Annotated in this window: 17 protein-coding genes; 13 read left to right on the top strand and 4 right to left on the bottom strand. The window is 71.0% G+C overall.

The genetic code is table 11. The features are described from left to right. Window positions 1-53 precede the first annotated feature (53 nt). Window positions 54-1,433 (bottom strand): DUF349 domain-containing protein, encoded by a 1,380-nt coding sequence (locus ACWF82_RS25755; RefSeq protein ID WP_452505125.1) that lies wholly within the window; start codon window positions 1,431-1,433, stop codon window positions 54-56. Between the two features lie 263 nt (window positions 1,434-1,696). Between ACWF82_RS25755 and ACWF82_RS25750 the strand changes: the two genes are divergently transcribed. From ACWF82_RS25750 to ACWF82_RS25720, 7 genes are all read left to right on the top strand, one after another. Next, window positions 1,697-2,470, top strand: coding sequence for a hypothetical protein (locus tag ACWF82_RS25750; RefSeq protein ID WP_452505123.1), 774 nt, complete (start codon window positions 1,697-1,699; stop codon window positions 2,468-2,470). Then, entirely contained in the window at window positions 2,467-3,414 is a 948-nt protein-coding gene (gene miaA / locus ACWF82_RS25745; protein WP_452505121.1) for a tRNA (adenosine(37)-N6)-dimethylallyltransferase MiaA, read from the top strand. The genes ACWF82_RS25750 and miaA overlap by 4 nt, the downstream gene beginning before the upstream one ends. Further along, a complete protein-coding gene (locus tag ACWF82_RS25740; RefSeq protein ID WP_452505119.1) occupies window positions 3,411-4,247 on the top strand; it encodes a TrmH family RNA methyltransferase in 837 nt (278 codons plus the stop codon). Before miaA ends, ACWF82_RS25740 begins: the two co-directional genes overlap by 4 nt. A gap of 44 nt (window positions 4,248-4,291) precedes the next feature. Continuing rightward, complete coding sequence (gene dapF / locus ACWF82_RS25735; RefSeq protein ID WP_452505148.1) at window positions 4,292-5,173, top strand: diaminopimelate epimerase; 882 nt, start codon at window positions 4,292-4,294, stop codon at window positions 5,171-5,173. Between the two features lie 171 nt (window positions 5,174-5,344). Continuing rightward, window positions 5,345-6,778, top strand: a complete 1,434-nt coding sequence (hflX, locus tag ACWF82_RS25730) for a GTPase HflX (protein ID WP_452505146.1) — start codon at window positions 5,345-5,347, stop codon at window positions 6,776-6,778. A gap of 127 nt (window positions 6,779-6,905) precedes the next feature. Continuing rightward, window positions 6,906-7,778 carry a lysophospholipid acyltransferase family protein gene (locus tag ACWF82_RS25725; RefSeq protein WP_452505117.1) on the top strand — a complete coding sequence of 291 codons (873 nt, stop codon included), beginning with the start codon at window positions 6,906-6,908 and terminating at the stop codon, window positions 7,776-7,778. Between the two features lie 89 nt (window positions 7,779-7,867). Next, on the top strand, window positions 7,868-8,608 hold the full coding sequence (locus ACWF82_RS25720) for a pirin family protein (protein WP_452505115.1): 741 nt from the start codon (window positions 7,868-7,870) through the stop codon (window positions 8,606-8,608). Between the two features lie 9 nt (window positions 8,609-8,617). Here the strand turns inward: ACWF82_RS25720 and lexA are convergent, their stop codons facing one another. After that, entirely contained in the window at window positions 8,618-9,259 is a 642-nt protein-coding gene (lexA, locus tag ACWF82_RS25715) for a transcriptional repressor LexA (protein ID WP_452505144.1), read from the bottom strand. A gap of 305 nt (window positions 9,260-9,564) precedes the next feature. Here lexA and ACWF82_RS25710 point away from each other — a divergent pair, with 305 nt between their 5' ends. The 3 genes from ACWF82_RS25710 (at window position 9,565) to nrdR (ending at window position 12,109) form a co-directional block, all read left to right on the top strand. Then, entirely contained in the window at window positions 9,565-10,272 is a 708-nt protein-coding gene (locus ACWF82_RS25710) for a hypothetical protein (RefSeq protein ID WP_452505113.1), read from the top strand. An 86-nt stretch (window positions 10,273-10,358) separates the two neighbouring features. Then, entirely contained in the window at window positions 10,359-11,582 is a 1,224-nt protein-coding gene (locus tag ACWF82_RS25705) for a hypothetical protein (protein WP_452505111.1), read from the top strand. 56 nt (window positions 11,583-11,638) lie between these two features. Further along, the gene (nrdR, locus tag ACWF82_RS25700) at window positions 11,639-12,109 is read left to right on the top strand and encodes a transcriptional regulator NrdR (RefSeq protein ID WP_189024082.1); all 471 of its coding nucleotides are present in this window, start codon (window positions 11,639-11,641) and stop codon (window positions 12,107-12,109) included. Between the two features lie 3 nt (window positions 12,110-12,112). Here the strand turns inward: nrdR and hrpA are convergent, their stop codons facing one another. Continuing rightward, the gene (gene hrpA, locus ACWF82_RS25695; RefSeq protein ID WP_452505109.1) at window positions 12,113-16,420 is read right to left on the bottom strand and encodes an ATP-dependent RNA helicase HrpA; all 4,308 of its coding nucleotides are present in this window, start codon (window positions 16,418-16,420) and stop codon (window positions 12,113-12,115) included. 291 nt (window positions 16,421-16,711) lie between these two features. Here hrpA and ACWF82_RS25690 point away from each other — a divergent pair, with 291 nt between their 5' ends. Next, window positions 16,712-17,935, top strand: a complete 1,224-nt coding sequence (locus ACWF82_RS25690) for an aminotransferase family protein (protein WP_452505107.1) — start codon at window positions 16,712-16,714, stop codon at window positions 17,933-17,935. Here the strand turns inward: ACWF82_RS25690 and ACWF82_RS25685 are convergent. Then, entirely contained in the window at window positions 17,916-18,434 is a 519-nt protein-coding gene (locus ACWF82_RS25685) for a GNAT family N-acetyltransferase (RefSeq protein WP_452505105.1), read from the bottom strand. The two genes, ACWF82_RS25690 and ACWF82_RS25685, sit on opposite strands and share 20 nt — an antisense overlap. A 117-nt stretch (window positions 18,435-18,551) precedes the next feature. On the opposite strand from ACWF82_RS25685, the gene ACWF82_RS25680 reads away from it, so the two are divergent. Together ACWF82_RS25680 and ACWF82_RS25675 are read left to right on the top strand one after the other, a co-directional pair. Next, window positions 18,552-19,142, top strand: a complete 591-nt coding sequence (locus ACWF82_RS25680) for a DUF5134 domain-containing protein (RefSeq protein ID WP_452505103.1) — start codon at window positions 18,552-18,554, stop codon at window positions 19,140-19,142. A 58-nt stretch (window positions 19,143-19,200) separates the two neighbouring features. Then, window positions 19,201-20,259, top strand: a complete 1,059-nt coding sequence (locus ACWF82_RS25675) for an RskA family anti-sigma factor (protein WP_452505101.1) — start codon at window positions 19,201-19,203, stop codon at window positions 20,257-20,259. Window position 20,260 lies beyond the last annotated feature (1 nt).

The raw sequence follows: 20,260 nt of genomic DNA, 5'->3' as shown, positions 1-20,260 counted from the left end.
ACCCCCGACCAGCGGTCGGGGGTTTCGCTGTGTTCTCTCGGTTGCTGAGTGTTCTATCGGTTGCTGACGGCGCCCTCGGCGGCTTCGGCCCACTCGCGCCACTGCTTGGCCTGTTCGAGTGCCTTCTCCGCGTCGCGCTTCTTGCCCGCCGCGGTGGCCTTGGCGGCCTGCTCCTCGAACTGGGCGACCCGCTCACGGAACTGCGCGGCGCGGGCGACGGCTTCCGGGTCGGTGCGGCGCCACTGCTGGTCGGCGGCGTCGCGCACGCGCTTCTCGATGGCGCGCAGCTTGCCTTCCAGCTCCTGCATGCGCTCACGCGGCACCTTGCCGATGCCGTCCCACTTGTCCTGTAGTTCGCGCAGCGCGTTGCGGGCGGCGTCGAGCCCGGCGGCCGGGTCGATGTGCTCGTAGGCGCGCAGCAGTTCCTGCTTGGCGGTGGCATTGTGCTCGAACTCGGCGTCGCGCTCGGACACCGCCGCGTTGCGGGCGGCGAAGAACACGTCCTGGGCGCTCTTGAACCGGCGCCACAGTGCCTCGTCGGCCTCGCGCGGCGCGCGACCCGCGGCCTTCCACTCGGTGAGCAGATCGCGGAACACCGCGGCGGTGCCGGTCCAGTCGGTGGACCCGGACAGCTCCTCGGCGCGCACGCACAGCTCTTCCTTGCGGGTCTTCGCCGAGGCGCGTTCCCGGTCGAGCTCGGCGAAGTGGGCGCCGCGGCGGCGGTTGAACGCCTCGCGGGCCTTGGAGTAGCGCTTCCACAGCGCGTCGTCGACCTTGCGATCGACACCGCGGATGGACTTCCACTCGTCGAGGATCTCGCGCAGCCGGTCGCCCGCGTGCTTCCACTGGGTGGACTCGGCGGCGATCTGCTCGGCCTCGGCGGCGAGGGCTTCCTTGCGCTCGGTGTGCTCGTGCCGGGCGCGCTCCTTCTCCTCCTTGGCGTGCGCGGCGGCTTCCTCGGAGTGCTCGGTGATGGCCTGCAGACGCGTGGCCAGCCCGTCGATATCGCCGATGACGGCCGCGGTGGGCAGCGTCTCGGCGATCGCGAGCGCGGCGGCCTTGGTCTTGCGGGCGTCGGCGCCCGCGGCCAGCCTGGCCTCGAGCAGCGCGACCTCGGTCGCCAGATCGTCGAAGCGGCGGCCGAAGTGCTCGAGCCCCTCGGCGGCGTCGCCCGCCTGCCAGGAGCCGATGACGCGCTCGCCGTCGGCGGTCTTCACCCAGGCGGTGCCGTCCTCGTCGACGCGGCCCCACTTGCTCGGGTCGGTGACGGTCGGCACGACCACGGGATGCGGATGGGGTTGATCGGGTCCCGGCGCCGGTTTCACGGCGTGCGGCTTCGGCGGACGCGGAGTCTTTCCGCCGGGCTTGGGGGTAGCGGAGGGTCGCGGGCCCGGACCGGGGGTGGGCTTCGCGGTTCCGTTGCTGTCGGTCATTGCTCTCCGTCCCTGCCGCGCGTCACGGCTGCCTGGTTACGCCCTAGCACATCCCATTGAACCCGGTTCGAGCCGAGGAAACCATCGATCCCAGCGATCGGATGCCGGATTTCCTGGGATTTCGTCCCGGACGACGTGGGTAGTCGCACCTGAAAACACTAGCAATCTCGGCGCGCATCACCGCGCCGGACACTCGCAGACCGCAGCCGGGTCGTGGTGCGGCGGGTGCCGGGCCGCCCACGCGGTACGGCTACGGTTACGGCGTGTTCTCGATAGCGGCCCTGGTCCCGTCGCCGCCGATGCTGGTGCCCGAACTGTGCGGGCGTCCCGTCGTGTCCGGCAGCGATCCCGACGACCCGATCGCGGTGCTGCGCGCCGCGGCACTCGACGCGGCGACCTCGCTCGTCGCGTCCGCCGACCGGTGGACCGTCATCGGCGTCGGCGCGCACGACCAGAACTTCCCCGCCACGACCAGAGGGACGTTCCGTGGTTTCGGAGCCGACGTGGTCGTCGGTCTCGGCCCCGCCGGCGAGGATCCGGGTCCAGCAGACGCTCAGCTTCCCCTGCCCGTACTGGTCGCCGGGTGGTTGCGCGAGCAGGTGGCGCCGGGGATCTCGGTGCGCGCTCGGCTGCTCGCCGCCGACGCGTCGCCGTCGGACTGCGCGCGCGCCGGCGCCGCGTTGCGGGCCGAACTGGATGCCGATGCGGCGGCACACGCGGTGCTCGTCGTTGCCGACGGTGCCGCGACGCTGACCGTCACGGCGCCCGGCTATCTGGACGAGCGAGCGGCGCCGGTGCAGTACGCCCTCGACACCGCGCTACGCGCCGGATCGCGGTCCGGACTGGCCGTGCTCGACCCCGCGCTGTGCGCCGAACTGCTGCTCGACGGACGCGCCGCCTACCAGGTACTCGGCGGTCTGTTCGCCGCCGATCCGGCCGATCCGCGGGTGCGTACCCTCTATCAGGGCGCACCCTATGGTGTCGGCTACGACGTGAGCGTGTGGCAACCATGTGGACAGGAAGGTATCGGCGAGTGACGAGCAGGCCCGGGCGCCCGATCGCGGTCGTCGGACCCACCGCCACCGGGAAATCCGATCTCGCGCTCGACCTCGCCGAACGGCTCGGCGGCGAGATCGTCAATATCGATGCGATGCAGCTCTATCGCGGGATGGATGTCGGCACCGCGAAACTGCCGCCCGACCAGCGCCGCGGTATCCCGCACCACCTGCTCGACGTCCTCGACGTCACCGAGACCGCGACGGTCGCCGCCTACCAGAGCGCCGCGAGCGCGATCGTCGAGGACATCATGGCCCGCGGCCTCGTCCCGGTGATCGTGGGCGGCTCGATGATGTACGTGCAGGCGCTGCTCGACCAGTGGGACTTCCCGGCCACCGACCCCGAGATCCGCGCGCGCTGGGAGGCGCTGCTCGCCGAGGGCGGGGTGCACGCGGTGCACGCGGCACTGAAGGAAGCCGACCCGGTCGCGGCGTCGACCATCCTGCCCACCGACGGCAGGCGGATGGTGCGCGCGCTCGAGGTGGTCGAGCTGACCGGGCAGCCCTTCGCCGCCTCGGCGCCGACGATCGGCCCGCCGCGCTGGGACACCGCGATCCTCGGCGTCGACCGGGAGACCGCGGCCCTGGACGCCCGGATCGAGGCACGCACCGCTCTCATGTTCGACAGCGGCCTGGTCGAGGAGGTGCGCGGCCTGATCGAACTCGGGCTGCGTGACGGCCAGACCGCCCGCCGCGCGATCGGCTACGCCCAGGTGCTGGCCCATCTCGACGGCGAATACGACCTCGCCCACGCCCGCGAGCGCACCCTGATCGGCACCCGCCGGTATGTGCGCAGGCAGCGGTCGTGGTTCCGCCGCGATCCCAGGGTGACCTGGGTCGACGGCGCCGACCCCGAGCTCGCCGCGACCGCGCTGGCACTGCTCTCCCCTCACCACACAGACCCGACAGGACGGACAGCGCAGTGACGCGTCGAGTGAGTACCCGCAACGCCTCGGTGCAGGTGTGGCAGGCCTACCTCAACAACCGGACAAAACGTCATCGTGACGGCCGGTTCCTCGTGCAGGGCGTGCGCCCGATCACCCAGGCGCTGGCCAACGACTGGCCGCTGGAAACACTGCTCTACCGGCTCGGCACCCCCGAGCTGTCGAGCTGGGCGCGCGAGGTGCTCGACACCGCCGACGTGCCGCAGGTCGGGCTGGTTCCCGAACTCATGGCCGAGCTGGGGGAGAAGGCGGCGACCGCACCGGAGATCGTCGCGGTCGCGGTCTCGCAGCAGCCGGACCTGGCCGACTACGCGCCCGGCGAACCGGGGGAGGACGCGCCGGTCGTCGTCGTGTTCGACCGCCCGAACTCGCCGGGCAACCTCGGCACGCTGATCCGGTCCGCCGACGCCTTCGGCGCGTCCGGGGTGATCGTCACCGGCCACGGTGCCGACCAGTTCGATCCGCAGGCCGTGCGCGCCTCCACCGGTTCGCTGTTCGCCGTCCCGGTCCTGCGCGCCGCCGGACCCGCGCAGGTCCTCGAATTCCGGGACCGTCAGGTGGCGCGCGGCATTCCCACCCGCATCGTCGGCACCGACGAGGACGCGCCGAGCACCATCTACGACTACGACTTCACCGAGGCCACGATCCTGGTCGTCGGCAACGAGACCGCCGGGATGAGCTCGGCCTGGGCCGAGGCCTGCGACGACCTGGTGACCATCCCGATGGGCGGCACCGCCAGCTCGCTCGGCGCGCCGTCGGCGGGTGCGATCAGCCTCTACGAGATCGCCCGCCAGCGGCGCACCTTCGCCCGGTAGCGCGGCACCCGGCGGCGAAGAGGACAATGACGACCGTGTCCGACATCGAATTCAGCAAGGGCAACGGCACCCAGAACGATTTCGTCGTGCTGCCCGACCCGCAGGCCCGGCTCGACCTGACCGCCGACCGCGTCGCCGCGCTCTGTGACCGGCAGCGTGGCCTCGGCGCCGACGGCGTGCTGCGCGTCGCCACGGCGGGCGCCCTCGTCGACGCGGGAGTGCTCGACGCGCTGCCCGACGGCGTCGGCGGCGACGACTGGTTCATGGACTACCGCAATGCCGACGGCTCGATCGCCGAGATGTGCGGCAACGGCGTGCGGGTGTTCGCGCACTACCTGAACGCGTCCGGGATGGAATCGCGCACCGAGTACGTCGTCGGCAGCCGCGCGGGCGCCCGGCCCGTCGTGGTGCACGCGGCCGGACCGGTCGACGGCGAGGTCACCGTCGACATGGGTGTCGTGCGTGAACTCGGCCCGTCCACCGCGACCCTGGGCGGCTGGGCGCTGCCGGGGATCGGCATCGATGTCGGCAATCCGCATCTGGCCTGCGTCGACGAGGGACTCACGGCCGACGCGCTGGCCAAGCTCGATCTGGCCGTCTCGCCCGGTTTCGATCCCGACCTGTTCCCGCACGGGGTCAATGTCGAGATCCTCACCGCGCTGGGTCCCGACAACGCCGTCGACATGCGGGTCTACGAACGCGGCGTCGGCGAAACACGGTCCTGTGGAACGGGAACCGTCGCCGCGGCGGCCGCGGCGCTGACCGCCGCCGGAGTCCCGGTCGGCGGTGGATCCGGCGAGGTGACGGTGCGGGTGCCCGGGGGTCAGGTGCGCGTCACCATCGACCAGGGCCGGTCCTGGTTGCGCGGTCCCTCGGTGCTGCTGGCCGCCGGCACGTTGTCACGGGAGTGGTGGGACGCGCAGTAGCCGGATAACCGGATGCGCACTGTCACCGTGACGTGGCAGCATAGAAGGCGTATGACGAAACCAGAAACCCCCACAGAGCCCACTTCGGCCGAGCACACCACCGCGGCCGATCCCGACGTGGCCGCCGACCGCGGCGACGTCGACGACGCGCTCGCCCGCCACGCGGCCCGCATGCAGCGTCCCGGCTGGGCACCCGAACCCACCGTCGGCGAGATGCAGCTCGACGAGCGCTCCTCGCTGCGCCGTGTCGCCGGGCTGTCCACCGAACTCACCGACATCACCGAGGTCGAATACCGGCAGCTGCGCCTGGAACGGGTCGTGCTGGTCGGTGTGTGGACCACCGGCAGCTCCGCCCAGGCCGAGGCGAGCATGGTCGAGCTGGCCGCCCTCGCCGAGACCGCGGGCTCCGAGGTTCTCGAAGGCCTGATCCAGCGCCGCGACAAGCCAGACCCGGCCACCTACATCGGCTCCGGCAAGGCCGAGGAACTGCGCACCGTTGTCCTCGACACCGGTGCCGACACCGTGATCTGCGACGGTGAACTCACCCCGGCGCAGCTGACCGCGCTGGAGAAGGTCGTCAAGGTCAAGGTCATCGACCGCACCGCGCTGATCCTCGACATCTTCGCCCAGCACGCCACCTCCCGCGAGGGCAAGGCCCAGGTCGCGCTCGCGCAGATGGAATACATGCTGCCGCGGCTGCGTGGCTGGGGTGAGTCGATGTCCCGGCAGGCCGGTGGCCGCGCGGGCGGCAACGGTGGTGGTGTCGGTCTGCGTGGTCCCGGTGAGACCAAGATCGAGACCGACCGCCGCCGCATCCGCGAGCGGATGGCCAAGCTGCGCCGCGAGATCCGGGAGATGAAGACCGCCCGCGACACCATGCGCGCCCGGCGCGCGGGCAGCGGCGTCCCCGCGATCGCCATCGTCGGCTACACCAACGCGGGCAAGTCCAGCCTGATGAACGCGCTCACCGGCGCGGGCCTGCTGGTACAGGACGCGCTGTTCGCCACCCTGGATCCGACCACCCGCAGGGCCGCGCTCGACGACGGCCGCGAGATGGTGTTCACCGACACCGTCGGTTTCGTCCGGCACCTGCCGACCCAGCTGGTCGAGGCGTTCCGCTCGACCCTGGAAGAGGTCACCGGCGCCGACCTGCTGCTGCACGTCGTCGACGGCTCCGATCCGCTGCCGCTCGAACAGATCAGGGCGGTCCGCGAGGTGATCACCGACGTGATCAAGGAGCAGGGCACCGCCGCACCGCCGGAACTGCTGGTGGTCAACAAGATCGACGCGGCCGACCCGAACGAGCTCACCCGGTTGCGCGGGCTGCTGCCCGACGCGGCCTTCGTCTCCGCGCAGACCGGCGCCGGGGTGGCGGAGTTGCGCGAGCGGCTCTCCGAGGTGCTGGGCGGGCTCGATGTCGACATCAGCGTGCTGCTGCCCTACAGCCGCGGCGATCTGCTCGCGCGCATCCACGCCGACGGCCGGATCATCTCCGCCGAGCACGAGGAAGGCGGCACCAGGCTCAGGGCGCGCGTGCCCCAGGCACTGGCCGCCGCCCTGTCGGAATACGCCCATTCGGGCCCGGCCGAAGTCGTGCCGAGCTGATCCGACCAGCCGGATTTGCCGCGGGGTAGCGGCCAACATCGATGCGACACAGCCATTTTCGGGCGCTATGGTCGATTGTCGACAGCAGGAGGGTGTTATGTCGAATGACCAGCGGGGTCCAGAGATTGTGAACGAGAACGGGGCGGGATCGGTCGAGCAGGGCGACCGGATCCTCTCCGACAACGCGCCGTTGAACCCGACGCCGAGCGAGTGGGAGATCCGCGCGTTCGAGGCGGTGTTCGCGCCGGTGACCGCGTGGGCGAGCCCGCGGTTCTACGGCCTGGACAACATCCCGGCCGAGGGCCCGGTGTTGATCGTGGCCAACCACAACCTGCTCGGCGGGATCGATGCGCCGCTGCTGATGCCGGCGATCCTGCGGGCACGCGGGCGGCTGGTGCGTGGGCTCGCCGAGCACGTGCTGATGGTGCCGGGTGTGCGCCATATCCTGCACCGCTTCGGCGCGGTGCGCGGGACGCGCGGCAACTGCCTTGCGCTGCTCGAGCAGGGGGAAGCGGTGGTCGTGTTCCCCGGTGGCGGCCGGGAGGCGATCCGCCGCAAGGGCGAGAAGTACGTGCTCAAGTGGGAGGGCAGGACCGGTTTCGCGCGGATGGCGATCCAGGCGGGGGTGCCGATCGTGCCGCTGGCGATGATCGGCGTCGACGACGCGTTCGACATCGTCTTCGATGGTCAGCATCCGGTGATGCGCCCGCTGCGCTGGACGTGCAGCCTGCTCGGCATCAACCCCGAGCTGAACCCGCCGATGGTCAAGGGCATCGGACCGACGCCGCTGCCGCGACCGGAGCGGTTCTACTACTCCGCGGGTGCGCCGATCGATCCGGCACCGTGGCTCGAGGCCGAGGATCTCGACGCCGCGGCCGCCGACCTGCGCGATGTGGTCCGCAAGGGGCTCGAGGAGGAACTGGAGTTCCTGTTCAACGAGCGTGACCGCGATTCCGGCCGCACCCTGGTCGGCCGTCTGCGCGGCGCCCTGCCGTTCTGAGCCGGTCCGGCGCCGCGGAATGCCCGCGGCGCCGACCGCGTTACCCGCTATACGGACCCAAGTCCGGATAGCGGAAGGTGGTGACGACGGTGACGTCCCAGGTTCAGGTGGTGCCCGGCGCGGACCGCGCGCACTGGTGGAACGAGTGGCTCGACTCGCGGCAGTCGTTCCCGGCGACCGGCAATTTCGCGCTGGAGGACCATGCGCACGGTCTGCTCCTGGTGCACAACGAGGACACCGTCGGCCCCGGCGAGGGCTTCGACACCCATCAGCACCGCGACACCGAGATCCTCACCTGGGTCCTGGAAGGCACGGTCGTCCACCAGGATTCGGCGGGCCATTCGGGCATGATCCATCCGGGGCTGGCGCAGCGGATGAGCGCGGGCTCCGGTATCCGGCATTCCGAACGCAACGGCGCGGGCTACCGGGAACGCGAACGCCTGCACGTCGTGCAGATGTGGATTCCGCCGGATACCCCCGGCGTCGCACCGAGCTATCAGGAACTCGACATCGAGGGTGACCTGCGCCGCAACACCCTGGTCCCGGTCGCCGCCGGTATGCGGAAGTACCGCGGCGAGGCCGCGATCGGCATCGGCAACCGCCATGCCGCCTTCCACGTGGCGCGGCTGGATCCCGGGCAGGCGATCACCGTTCCCGACGCGCCCTACGGCCACGTGTTCGTCGCGCGCGGCCGCGTCGACTTCGAGGACAACGGCACCCTGGACCAGGGCGACGCCGTGCGCCTGACCGCCGCGGGCGGCCACCGCGTCACCGCGCTGACCGCCGCCGAGCTGCTGATCTGGGAGATGGACACGTCCGTGCGCCGCTGAGCGCGATGCTCAGATCTTGCGGATTACGGTGACGACCTTGCCGAGGATTTGCGCGTCGTTGCCCGGGATCGGTTCGAAGTGCGGGTTGTGTGGCATCAGCCACACGTCCTTGCCGGTGCGCTTGAACGTCTTCACGGTCGCTTCGCCGTCGATCATGGCGGCCACGATATCGCCGCCCTCGGCGACATTCTGCTGCCGGACCACGACCCAGTCGCCGTCGCAGATGGCCGCGTCGACCATCGACTGGCCGACGACCTTCAGCAGGAACAGCGAACCGTCGCCGACGAGCTCGCGGGGCAGCGGGAACACGTCTTCCACGGCCTGCTCGGCCAGGATCGGCCCACCGGCGGCGATCCGGCCGAGGACCGGGACGAAGGTCGGTGTCGGCCGGTTCGTGTCGGCGTCGTCGGCCGGTTCGGCGGGCAGCGTGGTCACCGAGCGGACCGCCTCGTCGAGACCGCGGACGTTCACCGCGCGCGGGCGATTCGGGTCGCGGCGCAGGTACCCCTTGCGCTCGAGCGCCCGGAGTTGATGGGCCACCGAGGAGGTGGAGGTGAGCCCGACCGCGTCGCCGATCTCGCGGATGCTGGGCGGATAGCCACGTTCGGTCACCGAGGTGCGGATGACGTCGAGGACCGTGCGCTGACGCACGGTGAGATCCGCACCGGATCCCGATGTGACGGTGCCGGTAGCGCTTTCGTCACCCGTGTCGTCTGTGTGGGTCACCGTATCCCGCCCTTTCGCTGGTCGATTTCGCCTTTCCGAGGCTAGTCGTGCCACGCCGAAGTATCAAACATCTGTTCGAGCATGTCGGGCGTTTCGTGCTGACATCGCCGTCGCGGCATGGTAGAAATCGAACATCAGTTCGTAGCACACATGTTCGAACAATGTGTGACACAGCGGCTTCACCAGCTATTCCTTCAGCAGCGGAGTACACCACCCCGGAGGTTCTTCCGATGAGTACAGCGACCAGCGCCCTGCAGTCCTACGACCCCGCCGCCTACCCCGAGCCGATCCTCCGGCGTCGCCGCAACGCCCGTGCGCGTCGGCCGTTCTCCCTCGTGCGTGGCGCGGGCGGCAGTCCGGTGGCGCGCCGCGTTGCCCAGCCCGCGACGGTCCGTCCCGAGGTGTCGCGCGGGCCCGCCGCGGAAGTGTTCGCCGCCTATGGAACGGGCGGTCTGGCCGCCGCGCGTGGGGTGCTCGCGGAAGCGGCGGCGCGGCCCGCCGACGCGGCGCTCGATCTCGCCTTCGCCACGGTGCCGCAGACGGATTCGCCGCGTCCGCGGGTCGCGCGTCCGGCTCGCGCCGATCGTGGTCCGCGGGCGACCGGGCCACGCAACGCGGCCGCGCTGTATGCCCGCGTCGGCGGTGTGCGGCCCGCCCGTGGCGTGCATCCGGTGCGTCGCGTCGAGCAGGCGCAGCTCGGGTTCGCGGCACTGGCCGTGGCGTCGCTGGTGTCCGCGCTGATCGTCGTCGCGTTCCTCGGTCTGGCGCACATGCGTGCGGGTAGTTTCGGCGACCGGTTCGATCCGGCAACGTCCGGGATTTCCGAGCGGGTCGACGCCCCGTCGGGCGGACTGTCCGGGACAGTTCGATGGCGCGAAAAGGCCTGTACAGGAACAGTTTCCGTGTGCGATTCAGGGCCTGACCGGATTGCGGCCTGAACGAATAGCACACCAAAACTAGAACGTGTTGCTACGGTGACGTGCATCCTGAGCCGGGGCGGGTACGGCCCCTCGGCCGAAACCGGATGCGAGGTCACGTGCGCCGCTGCTCGATCGCCCTGCTGCTCAGTCTCGTTCTCGGCGCGGTGCTTGCGCCCGCTGTCCATGCGAGCCCCACGTACGCGGACTACCTCGATCTCCCCGCGGTCAATGCCGAGGGCGAATTCGGCGGTGGCCTGCATCCGGCGCTGCCACTGAGCGAACCACCGCTGCGGGCCGCACTCACCCAGGCGAGGGCCGACGGCATCGCGCCGGCGCGCTATGGCACGCTGCTGCACCAGTATTGGCTCGTCGTCTCCACCGGCAACGCGGCCATCGACCTCGCCACCTGGGATCCCGCTCGCGGCACCGCCGCCAACTCGGCGACCTTCGCCCAGGTGTACGTGAACTATTTCCGCATTGCCGCCGCCCGCCCCGACTTCTACTGGGCAGGCCTGGCCGGCATCGCGGGCGGCTCGTTCGCTTCCGGCTTCTTCGACGTCGGCGACATCGGCATGGTGCTCTCCGTCGGGGGAATCCACGAACTCGGCACCGCCGTCGCCGACCTGGTGCGGGCCACCCCACCCGAACTCGTCGCGGCGATACCGGCCGACATCGCGGGCCTGGCCGCCGACGGGCCGCGACTGACCGCCGCCGACCTGGCCTGGTATCAGCACCGGCTGATGATCATGCAGAAACACATCTTCACCGACCTGGTCCCGATGCACGAGGCCTACCTCGCCGAGGGGATGGCGGCCATCGACGAGATGTTCGCGGCGGGCGTGATCGACGACGACGTCCGCACCGCCTGGGCGGGCATCGACGGCGGCACCGCGGCGGGCCGCGCGGACGCGCTGGTCCGGATGACCGACCGGGAGCAGAACCACATCGTCGCCGATCAATGGGACGTGACCGCGGCCGGTCGCGACGGCATGGGCCGGGTCCTCACCTACGTCACCACGGTCGCGGGCAAACCGGCGGTTCCCGGTGTCCGCGCGCCCGGGGTGTACGCCCCCGTGACGGTACGGGCCGGTGGGCTCGGCCTGCGGATGCCGCTGCCCGACTTCAACTGGGCCGACCGCGACGCGCGCTGGGCCTACATCACCGCCGACCTGGTTCCCTGCCATCTCGACCTGGCCACCGACATGGCGAACGCGGTGACGGTGTACTCCGAGCCCTTCCCCGCCAAGCTCACCCGCGGCCGCATGCTGGGCCGGCTACCGGAGCTGATCGCGGACCTGACGACGCAGTGGCAGGTGGTGCACCAGTGACAGGTATTCTGTCAAGTGCCATGGAGTAGACGTCGCATCGACGAAGGAACCCTCGGATGCATTGCCCGTATTGCCGACACCCTGACTCGCGAGTCGTCGACTCGCGTGAAGTCGAGGAGGGCACGGCGATCCGCCGTCGGCGGTCGTGTCCGACTTGCGGTCGCCGGTTCACCACCGTCGAGACCGCGATCCTGTCGGTGGTCAAGCGCAGCGGCGTCACCGAGCCGTTCAGCCGCGAGAAGGTGATCGTCGGTGTCCGGCGCGCCTGCCAGGGCCGTGAGGTCGACGACGACGCGCTGAACCTGCTCGCCCAGCAGGTCGAAGACGCGGTGCGCGCCAAGGGATCTCCCGAAGTGCCCAGCCACGAGGTCGGTCTTGCCATCCTCGGCCCGCTGCGCGATCTGGACGAGGTGGCCTATCTGCGCTTCGCTTCGGTGTACCGATCCTTCACCAGCGCAGCCGATTTCGAACGCGAGATCACCGAGATGCGCAAGGCGCGCGCCGCCGCGGTCGCCGCGACCGACTGACGATCAGCGCCGGATCGCGCCGATCGCCTTCTCGATCCGCTTGGCCGACACCGGGTATGGCGTGCCGATCTTCTGCGCGAACAGGCTCACCCGCAGTTCCTCGATCATCCACCAGATCTCGGTGACGTCGCGCGCGTTCCTGCGGCCCTCGGGCAGGCCGCGCACCAGCTTGTCGTAGGCGGCCAGCATCCGGTCGACCTCGGCCATGCCCTGGCGATCACGCACCGCCGAGCCGGGCAGCGATTCGAGGCGTTGCGCCGCGGCGAGCAGATAGCGGGGGAGTTCGCGCAGCCGGGCACGGCCCCATTCGGCGACGAAACCGGGGAACAGCAGGTCGTCGAGCTGCTGGCGGACGTCGTCGGCGATATCGGTCTCGGCGGTGTCGGCCAGGGCGGCACGCGCCTGATGCGCGGCCGACAGCACGGGCGCCACCGCGCGGATCAAGCCGGTGACCGCGGTCGCCAGCTGGGGGCGGACGGCGGCGACCAGCTTGTCGAACGCCTCGGGGGTGCGCACGGGGCCACCGGCGGCCGCGATGAGTTCGTCGGCGGCCGCGATCCGGCAGTCCTCGACCAGCTTGTCCAGGGAGCCGTCGGGATTCTGGCTCAGGGCCAGCCGGTCGGCGGCGGGCAACCCGGCGGTGACCGCGCGGGTGGAGGTCGGGATCGCGGCCAGCAGCAGGGTGCGCACCCCGGCGCGCATGGCGGCGGCCTGCTCGGCGGGAGAGCTGAGCACGCGCACGGCCACACCCTCGCCCTCTGGCACCAGCGCCGGGTATCCGGTCACCGTCTGACCGGCCACCTCGCGCCGCACCGTCGGGGCAACCGCGCCGAGGGACTCGGAGGTCCAGACGGTTGCGGGTGCGCGTTCGGCGCCCGCGGTGGCGCGGGCGACCGAGGCGGAAACCTGCTCGGCCAGTGTCGATTTCAGCTGCGCGAGGTTCTTGCTCTTGGCCAGTACCGTGCCGCGCTGATCGACGGCCGCGAAGGTCATCCGCAGGTGATCCGGCAGCGCGGTGGGGGGCAGGTCGTCGGCGGAGATGGTGACCGAGCCAAGTCGCGAGAGTTCCCTGGACAGTCCGGTGCGCAACGGCTCGGCGCGCGGGGTCAGCTCGCGCAGCGCCGCCGCGGCGAAGTCGGGCGCGGGAACGACGGTGCGGCGCAAGGCCTTCGGGAGGGTCTTGATGTAGGCGGCCGCCAGTTCCTCGCGCATGCCCGGCACCAGCCAGTCGAAGCCGACCGCCCGCACGTGCGCGAGTTGTTCGACCGGGATCCGCACGGTCACGCCGTCGTCGTCCTGGCCGGGCTCGAACTGGTAGGTCAGCGGGAAGCTGAGTTCGCCCTGGCGCCAGGCGTCGGGGAAGTCGGTCGGGTCGAGCGCGGCGGCGCCCGCGTTGACCACGGTGTCGGTCGAGAAGTCCAGCAGGGTGGGATCTTTGCGCTCGGTCTTGCGCCACCAGCTGTCGAAATGGCGCACCGAGACGATATCGGCGGGCAGGCGCTTGTCGTAGAACTCGAACAGCACTTCGTCGTCGACGAGGATGTCGCGGCGGCGGGCGCGGTGCTCGAGATCGGCGACATCGTCGATCAGGGCGCGGTTGCGGGCGAAGAAGCCGTGCCGGGTCTGCCACTCGCCCTGGACAAGGGCGTGGCGGATGAACAGTTCACGCGACAGCTCGGGATCGATACGGCCGTAGTCGACCGGCCTGCCCGTCACCAGCGGCACGCCGTAGAGCGTGGCCCGCTCGTAGGCACGCGCCGCGCCCCGCTTGGAGGACCAATGTGGCTCGGAATAGGTGCGTTTCACCAGATCGCCCGCGAGCCGCTCGGCCCACTCGGGTTCCACCTTCGCCGCGATCCGGCCCCACAGCCGGGACGTCTCGACCAGCTCGGCCGCCATCACCCAGCGCGGCGGTTTCTTCGCCAGCGAGGACCCGGGGAAGATCATGAACTTGGCATTGCGCGCGCCGAGGAATTCCCGCGACTCCGCCTCGCGCACACCGATATGCGACAGCATGCCGGCCAGCAGCGACTGGTGGATCTGCGCGCTGGGCCACGGCATCGCCGCCTCGGCGTCTGCCGCGGCCGAATCCGCCGCGCCCCGACCGGCTTTCGTCGCGGCAGCGCCCCGGCCCGAACGCGGCTCCGGCTGCGGTGCCCGCTGTGCCGCGAGGTCACCGTGCCCACGCCGGGAGCGGTCGGCGTGCTGCCGCCCCGACTCCGGCGCTCGATCGTCGCGCCCGGCCGCGGCGTGCGAGGCGTCGGTGGCGGCGGCCGATCGCGGTAACCCGCGGTCGGGAGTGCGCCCTCGGCCCCTGCGATTCCGCTTCGGGCCGGTGCCGTCCGCGGCCGCCCCGCCGTCCGTGGCCGCCCTGCCGTCGGCCGCCGCTGCCGGGCTGTCGGAGTTCGCTCGCTGCGGGCCCCCGTCGTTCCAGCCGAGCCCGCGGGTGATGGTGCGCAGCTGACCGTGCAGGTCCTGCCACTCCCTGATCCGCAGGTAGTGCAGGAATTCGTCACGGCACATCCGGCGGAACTGGTTGGACGACAGCGACTTGCGCTGCTCGGTCAGGTAGTCCCACAGCCGCAGATAGGCCAGGAAGTCCGAACCGTCGACGGTGAAACGGGCGTGCTGGGTGTCGGCGGCCTGCTGATGGTCGACGGGCCGTTCGCGCACATCCTGGATCGACAGCGCCGCCACGATCACCAGCACCTCGTCCAGGCACCCGTTGCGATGCGCTTCCACGAGCATGCGCGCCATCCGCGGGTCGACCGGCAGCTGCGCCATCTCCCGGCCGATCGGGGTGAGCGTGAGATGCCCGCCCGAATGCGCTTCGCCGTCAACGGCTTTCGCGCTGCCGTGGGCCAGCGCGCCGAGTTCCTCCAGCAGCGCGATGCCGTCGCGGATGGCGCGGCGATCGGGGGCCTCGACGAACGGGAAGCTCTCGATGTCACCGAGGCCGAGCGCGGTCATCTGCAGGATGACCGCGGCCAGATTGGTGCGCAGGATCTCCGGTTCGGTGAACGCGGGCCGCGACTCGAAATCGTCCTCGGAGTACAGCCGGATACAGATGCCGTCGGCGACACGACCGCAACGGCCCGACCGCTGCCGCGCCGAGGCCTGCGAGACCGGTTCGATCGGCAGCCGCTGCACCTTGGTGCGCATCGAGTACCGGGAGATGCGTGCTGTGCCGGGGTCGATCACGTAGCGGATGCCGGGCACCGTCAGCGAGGTCTCGGCGACATTGGTGGCCAGCACCACCCGGCGGCCGGTGTGCGGGGCGAAGACCTTGTGCTGCCCGGCGGCGGACAGGCGCGCGTACAGCGGCACGATCTCGGTGCGGGGCAGTTTCAGGTCGCGCAGCGCGTCGGCGGTGTCGCGGATCTCGCGTTCGCCGGACAGGAACACCAGCACGTCACCGTCGCCCTCGGCGAACAGCTCGGTGACCGCGTCGGCGATGGCGTCGGTGGGATCACGGTCGACGACGCGGGTGTCCTCCTCGTCCTCGTCGCCGGAACCGGGCAGCTCCAGCGACAGCGGGCGATACCGCAACTCCACCGGATACGACCGGCCCGACACCTCGACGATCGGCGCGGGCGTGCCCTGCGCGTCGGCGAAATGGCGGGCGAACAGTTCGGGATCGATGGTCGCCGAGGTGATGATCACCTTGAGATCGGGGCGCTGGGGCAGCAGCTGCTTCAGGTAACCGAGCAGGAAGTCGATATTGAGGCTGCGTTCGTGCGCCTCGTCGATGATGATCGTGTCGTAGCGGCGCAGCATCCGGTCGCGCTGGATCTCGGCGAGCAGGATGCCGTCGGTCATCAGCTTGACCAGGGTGCGGTCCGAGGCCTGATCGGTGAAGCGGACGGTGTAGCCGACCACGTCACCCAGTTCGGTGCCCAGCTCCTCGGCGATGCGTTCGGCGACGGTGCGCGCGGCCAGCCGGCGCGGCTGGGTGTGCCCGATGGTGCCGCGGATGCCGCGCCCGAGTTCGAGGCAGATCTTCGGGATCTGGGTGGTCTTGCCGGAGCCGGTCTCGCCGGCCACGATCACCACCTGGTGCTCGGCGATCGCGGCGGCGATGTCGTCGCGGCGCGCGGAGACGGGCAGTTGTTCCGGATACCGGATCGACGGAACCGCCGCGCGGCGATTGGCCACGCGGGTCGCGGCGGCGGCGATCTCGGCGTCCAGCGCGGGCAGATCGTCGGGGCGCGCCCGGTCGAGCTTGCGCCGGAGCCGGTGTTCGTCGCGCAGCGAGACCTCCGCCAGGCGGGTGCGCAGCGCGCGGGTTCCGGTGCTAGCTGTCCTGGTCATTGCGCTTACCAGCGTAGCGAAGCCCGCCACCGGTTTTCCGCTCGCGCTCCCCGTGCGCGGGACGGCGGAGACCAACGACACACCGTGACGCGGTTCGGTCGCGTCCGCGCGTCCACGACGCGGCGCATCGGGCTGGTGGTGCTCACCTCACCGTCGGGTTCGCGATCCTGGCCATAGCCATGGCGTCGCTGGGGGATCTGCTCGGCCGATGGCGGGACCGCGCGCCCGCGGAATGAGACTTCCCGGCGCTGGAACGAGCGAGATTTAGCCGGTTCGGGTAAAGGTGTAGCCATGAATGCGCTCTGGCATGGATTCGCGGATATGGGTGCCGTCACTCGTGACGGTGCGTTCGTCGTCGCCCGCGGCGACGGTGCCTACGTCTACGACACCGCGGGCACACGGTATCTCGACGCCACGGCCGGACTCTGGTTCGCCAACGTCGGGCACGGTCGCGCGGAGATCGCCGACGCCGTCGCCGAGCAGTTGCGCACCATCGCCCACTACTCGAACTTCGGTGACCTCACCGAACCGCCGACGCAGGAACTCGCCGAGAAGCTGTCGGCCATCGCGCCGGTTCCCGGCAGCAAGATCTTCTTCACCTCCGGCGGCTCGGACTCGATCGAGACCGCGGCCAAACTGGCGCGCCGGTACTGGCACGAACTGGGCCGCACCGACAAGAAGATCCTGGTCGGCCGTCGCCTGGCCTACCACGGCATGCACTACGCGGGCACCTCGATCGGTGGGCTCGCGGGCAACACCGAGGGTTACGGCGAACTCGTCGCCGACAGCCGCACCGTCGAGTGGAACGACGCGAAATCGCTGCTCGCCCTGATCGAGGAGGTCGGCGCCGAGCAGATCGCGGCGTTCTTCTGCGAGCCGATCATCGGTGCGGGCGGGGTGTACCTGCCACCGCAGGGCTACCTGGCCGAGGTCCGCCAGATCTGCCGCGACCACGACATCCTGTTCGTCGCCGACGAGGTGGTGACCGGCTTCGGCCGCATCGGCGGCACCTGGTTCGCCTCGACCCGGTTCGACCTCGAACCCGACCTCGTCACCACCGCCAAGGGCCTGACCTCGGGCTACCTGCCGATGGGCGCGGTCTTCATCGCCCCGCACCTGGCCGAACCGTTCTTCGCCGGTGGCGTGTGGTGGCGCCACGGCTACACCTACGGCGGGCACGCGGGCGCGGCCGCCGCGGCCCTGGCCAACATCGCCATCATCGAACGCGAAGGACTGCTCGAGGAAGCGGCCCGGCTGGAGAGCACCCTGCACACCCTGCTCGCGCCGCTGGCCGGGCATCCGCGCGTCGCCGAGGTCCGCAGCGGACTCGGCGCCGTGGCCGCGGTCCAGCTGGCCGACCCGTCCGAGGGGCCCGCGCTGGTGAAAACCCTGCGCGAACACGGCATCTCGGGCCGCGCCGCCGGACAGGGCGCGATGCAGATCTCACCGTCGTTCGTGATGACCGACGCCCAGGTCGCCGACCTGGTCGAGGGCTTCACCCGCGCGCTGGGCTGACCTCCGCCGCGAGGGAGAGCGTGAAGAACTGGCTGTACGGGTCGAGGACGTAGCCGGCGAAGGGCTCGCACTCGGTGAAACCGTGGCGCAGGTAGAGGCGGCGAGCCGGCGCGAAGTACTCCTGTGACCCGGTCTCCAGGCTCAGCCGGGTGTATCCGCGTCGGCGGGCCTCGTCGACGAGGTGGGTCAGCACGGCCGCGGCGACCCCGCGGCCGGTGCAGCCGTCGGCGGTGCGCATGGACTTGATCTCGCCGTGGCGTTGGTCGAGTTCCTTCAGCGCACCGCAGCCTGCCAGTTCGTCGCCTGCCCAGGCGCTCCACACCGTGACCGCTGGATCGCGCAGGGCGGTCAGGTCGAGGGCGTGCATGCTGCAGGCGGGGGAGTTGGCGGCCATCTCGGTGTGGTGGCCGGTCAGCAGGTCGCGGATCGGGGCGCCGGTGAGGTCGTCGACCGTCACGCGCACCGCCTGCGTCGAGGTGACGGACTGTGCATCGGACATCGGTCCATGATCCGTCATCGCTATGACGACGACATTGCCCGGGTGCAAACGCGCCCGCGGGCGCCGCGTCGATGCGAGCATGGTGAGGCGCGGGTGGCGACTCGAAGGTGGTGGGGTGTGGCCGAATTCGTTCAGGACAACGCACTCGTACGCTGGCCGGTGGTCGCCGCGTTCGTCCTCGCGACCCTGATCGTCTCGGCCCGATTGACCAGGCGGCCACCACCCACCCACCGCGTCGACGCCGCGGCCGACAGCGCGCACCTGCTCATGTGCCTGGTGATGCTGGCCATGCTGGTGTTTCCCGCCGCGACCGACCCGCACGCCATGCGCGGGGTGCTCACCGCGCTCACCGTGGCCTTCGCGATCCTGCTCGCCGAGCGCGTCGTGGGGTGGCGCACCGGCGCCACGGCGGCCTCCGACGGTGTCCTGGCGATCGGGTACCACACCGTGGCCGCGGCGGCCATGCTGTACGCGATGGCCGGCCACGGCGGCGACCACGCGACCGGTCCGGCGCCCTGGCCCGCGTTTGCCCTGGCCACCCTGTTCACGGTGGATGCCCTGCTCGCGGTCGGCACCGTTGGTCACGGCCCCCGCTGGCACCGGTTCGTCCACCCCGCGGGCGCCCACCCGCTGACCTCGGCGCTGGTGCCCCACGTGGCGATGGATATCGGTACCGCGTTCATGTTGATCGCCGCGATCGGCCGGTGAATACCGATCCACAACCGCTCGGGCTGCGAATTGCCGTTGTGTGGACAGGAATTCGACGATGAATCGGCAGCGCGGTCCGGACCCGGCGCCGGGTGGCGTCGCGCTGCCCGATCCCGAGTTCCCGTCCGGCGCCGGCGATCGCGACGCGCTGCGTGAGCTGTACCGGGCCACCGGCGCCGCCGCCTTCGGCCTCGCGCTGCGCGTCCTGCATCGCCGTGGCTCGGCCGAAGACGTTGTCCGCGAGGGATATCGGCGCCTGCGTGCCGCGCCGTGGACGGTCGACACCGGCGCCGCCACCCTCGCGGCCACCGCGCCCGTCGTCGATGCCCCGCCCGTCCCCGACCTAGGGACACCGTGGGGCCGTTCGGCATTCGCCGCCCAGCTGGGAACCGACACCACATTCGGCCGCGGTGCCGCGTACGACGGTGACCGCACCGGACCGGGCACCGAGCCCTCCGCCGAACCGCTGACGGTACCCACGTGCGCGGGCCGCGACGACGCGGTGTTCAGCGCCGACCAGACGTGGCTGCTCGCCCAGATCCATCGGCTCGCGGTACAGCGGCTACGGCTGGACCGCCACGACGGCGACGACATCCCCTGGCTCGCGGCCTCGGCTCGTCTCGGCTTCGCCGATCCGCTCGACAGCCACTGCGAAGTGTTCGTGCTCGCCTACTACGGCGGGCGCACCTACCGGGCGATCAGCCGGGAACTCGGCCTGCGCGTGCCGGTCGTCACCCGGCTGCTCGCCGAAGGTGTCGAACGGCTCGCCGAGCAGCGGATCGTCCGCGTCGGCGGCACCCAGACCTGGTGTCCGCCGGGCTCGATCCTGGCCCTGGCCGACGCCTACGCGCTGGACGCGGTCGCCGAACTCGAGTATCACCACATCGAGAACAAACTCGCCGCGATCGCCCCGCACCGGCTCGCGCAGTTCGCCGCCCGGGTCCGCGGCGTGCACGACATGCTCGCCCGCCTGGCCGTCGACGACCGGCGCACCCCGCCACGGCATCTGGAGACCCGCATCCTCGCCGACCTGAGCACCGCCGAGGCGCCGCGGCGCGGACACTGGACCACCCGGCCGCCGTGGCTGCGCCGCTTCGGCGGCCAGCTCGGACAGTGAG

The sequence above is a fragment of the Nocardia sp. NPDC055053 genome, assembly GCF_053608285.1.
This window is presented reverse-complemented; position numbering and strand designations above follow the sequence as displayed.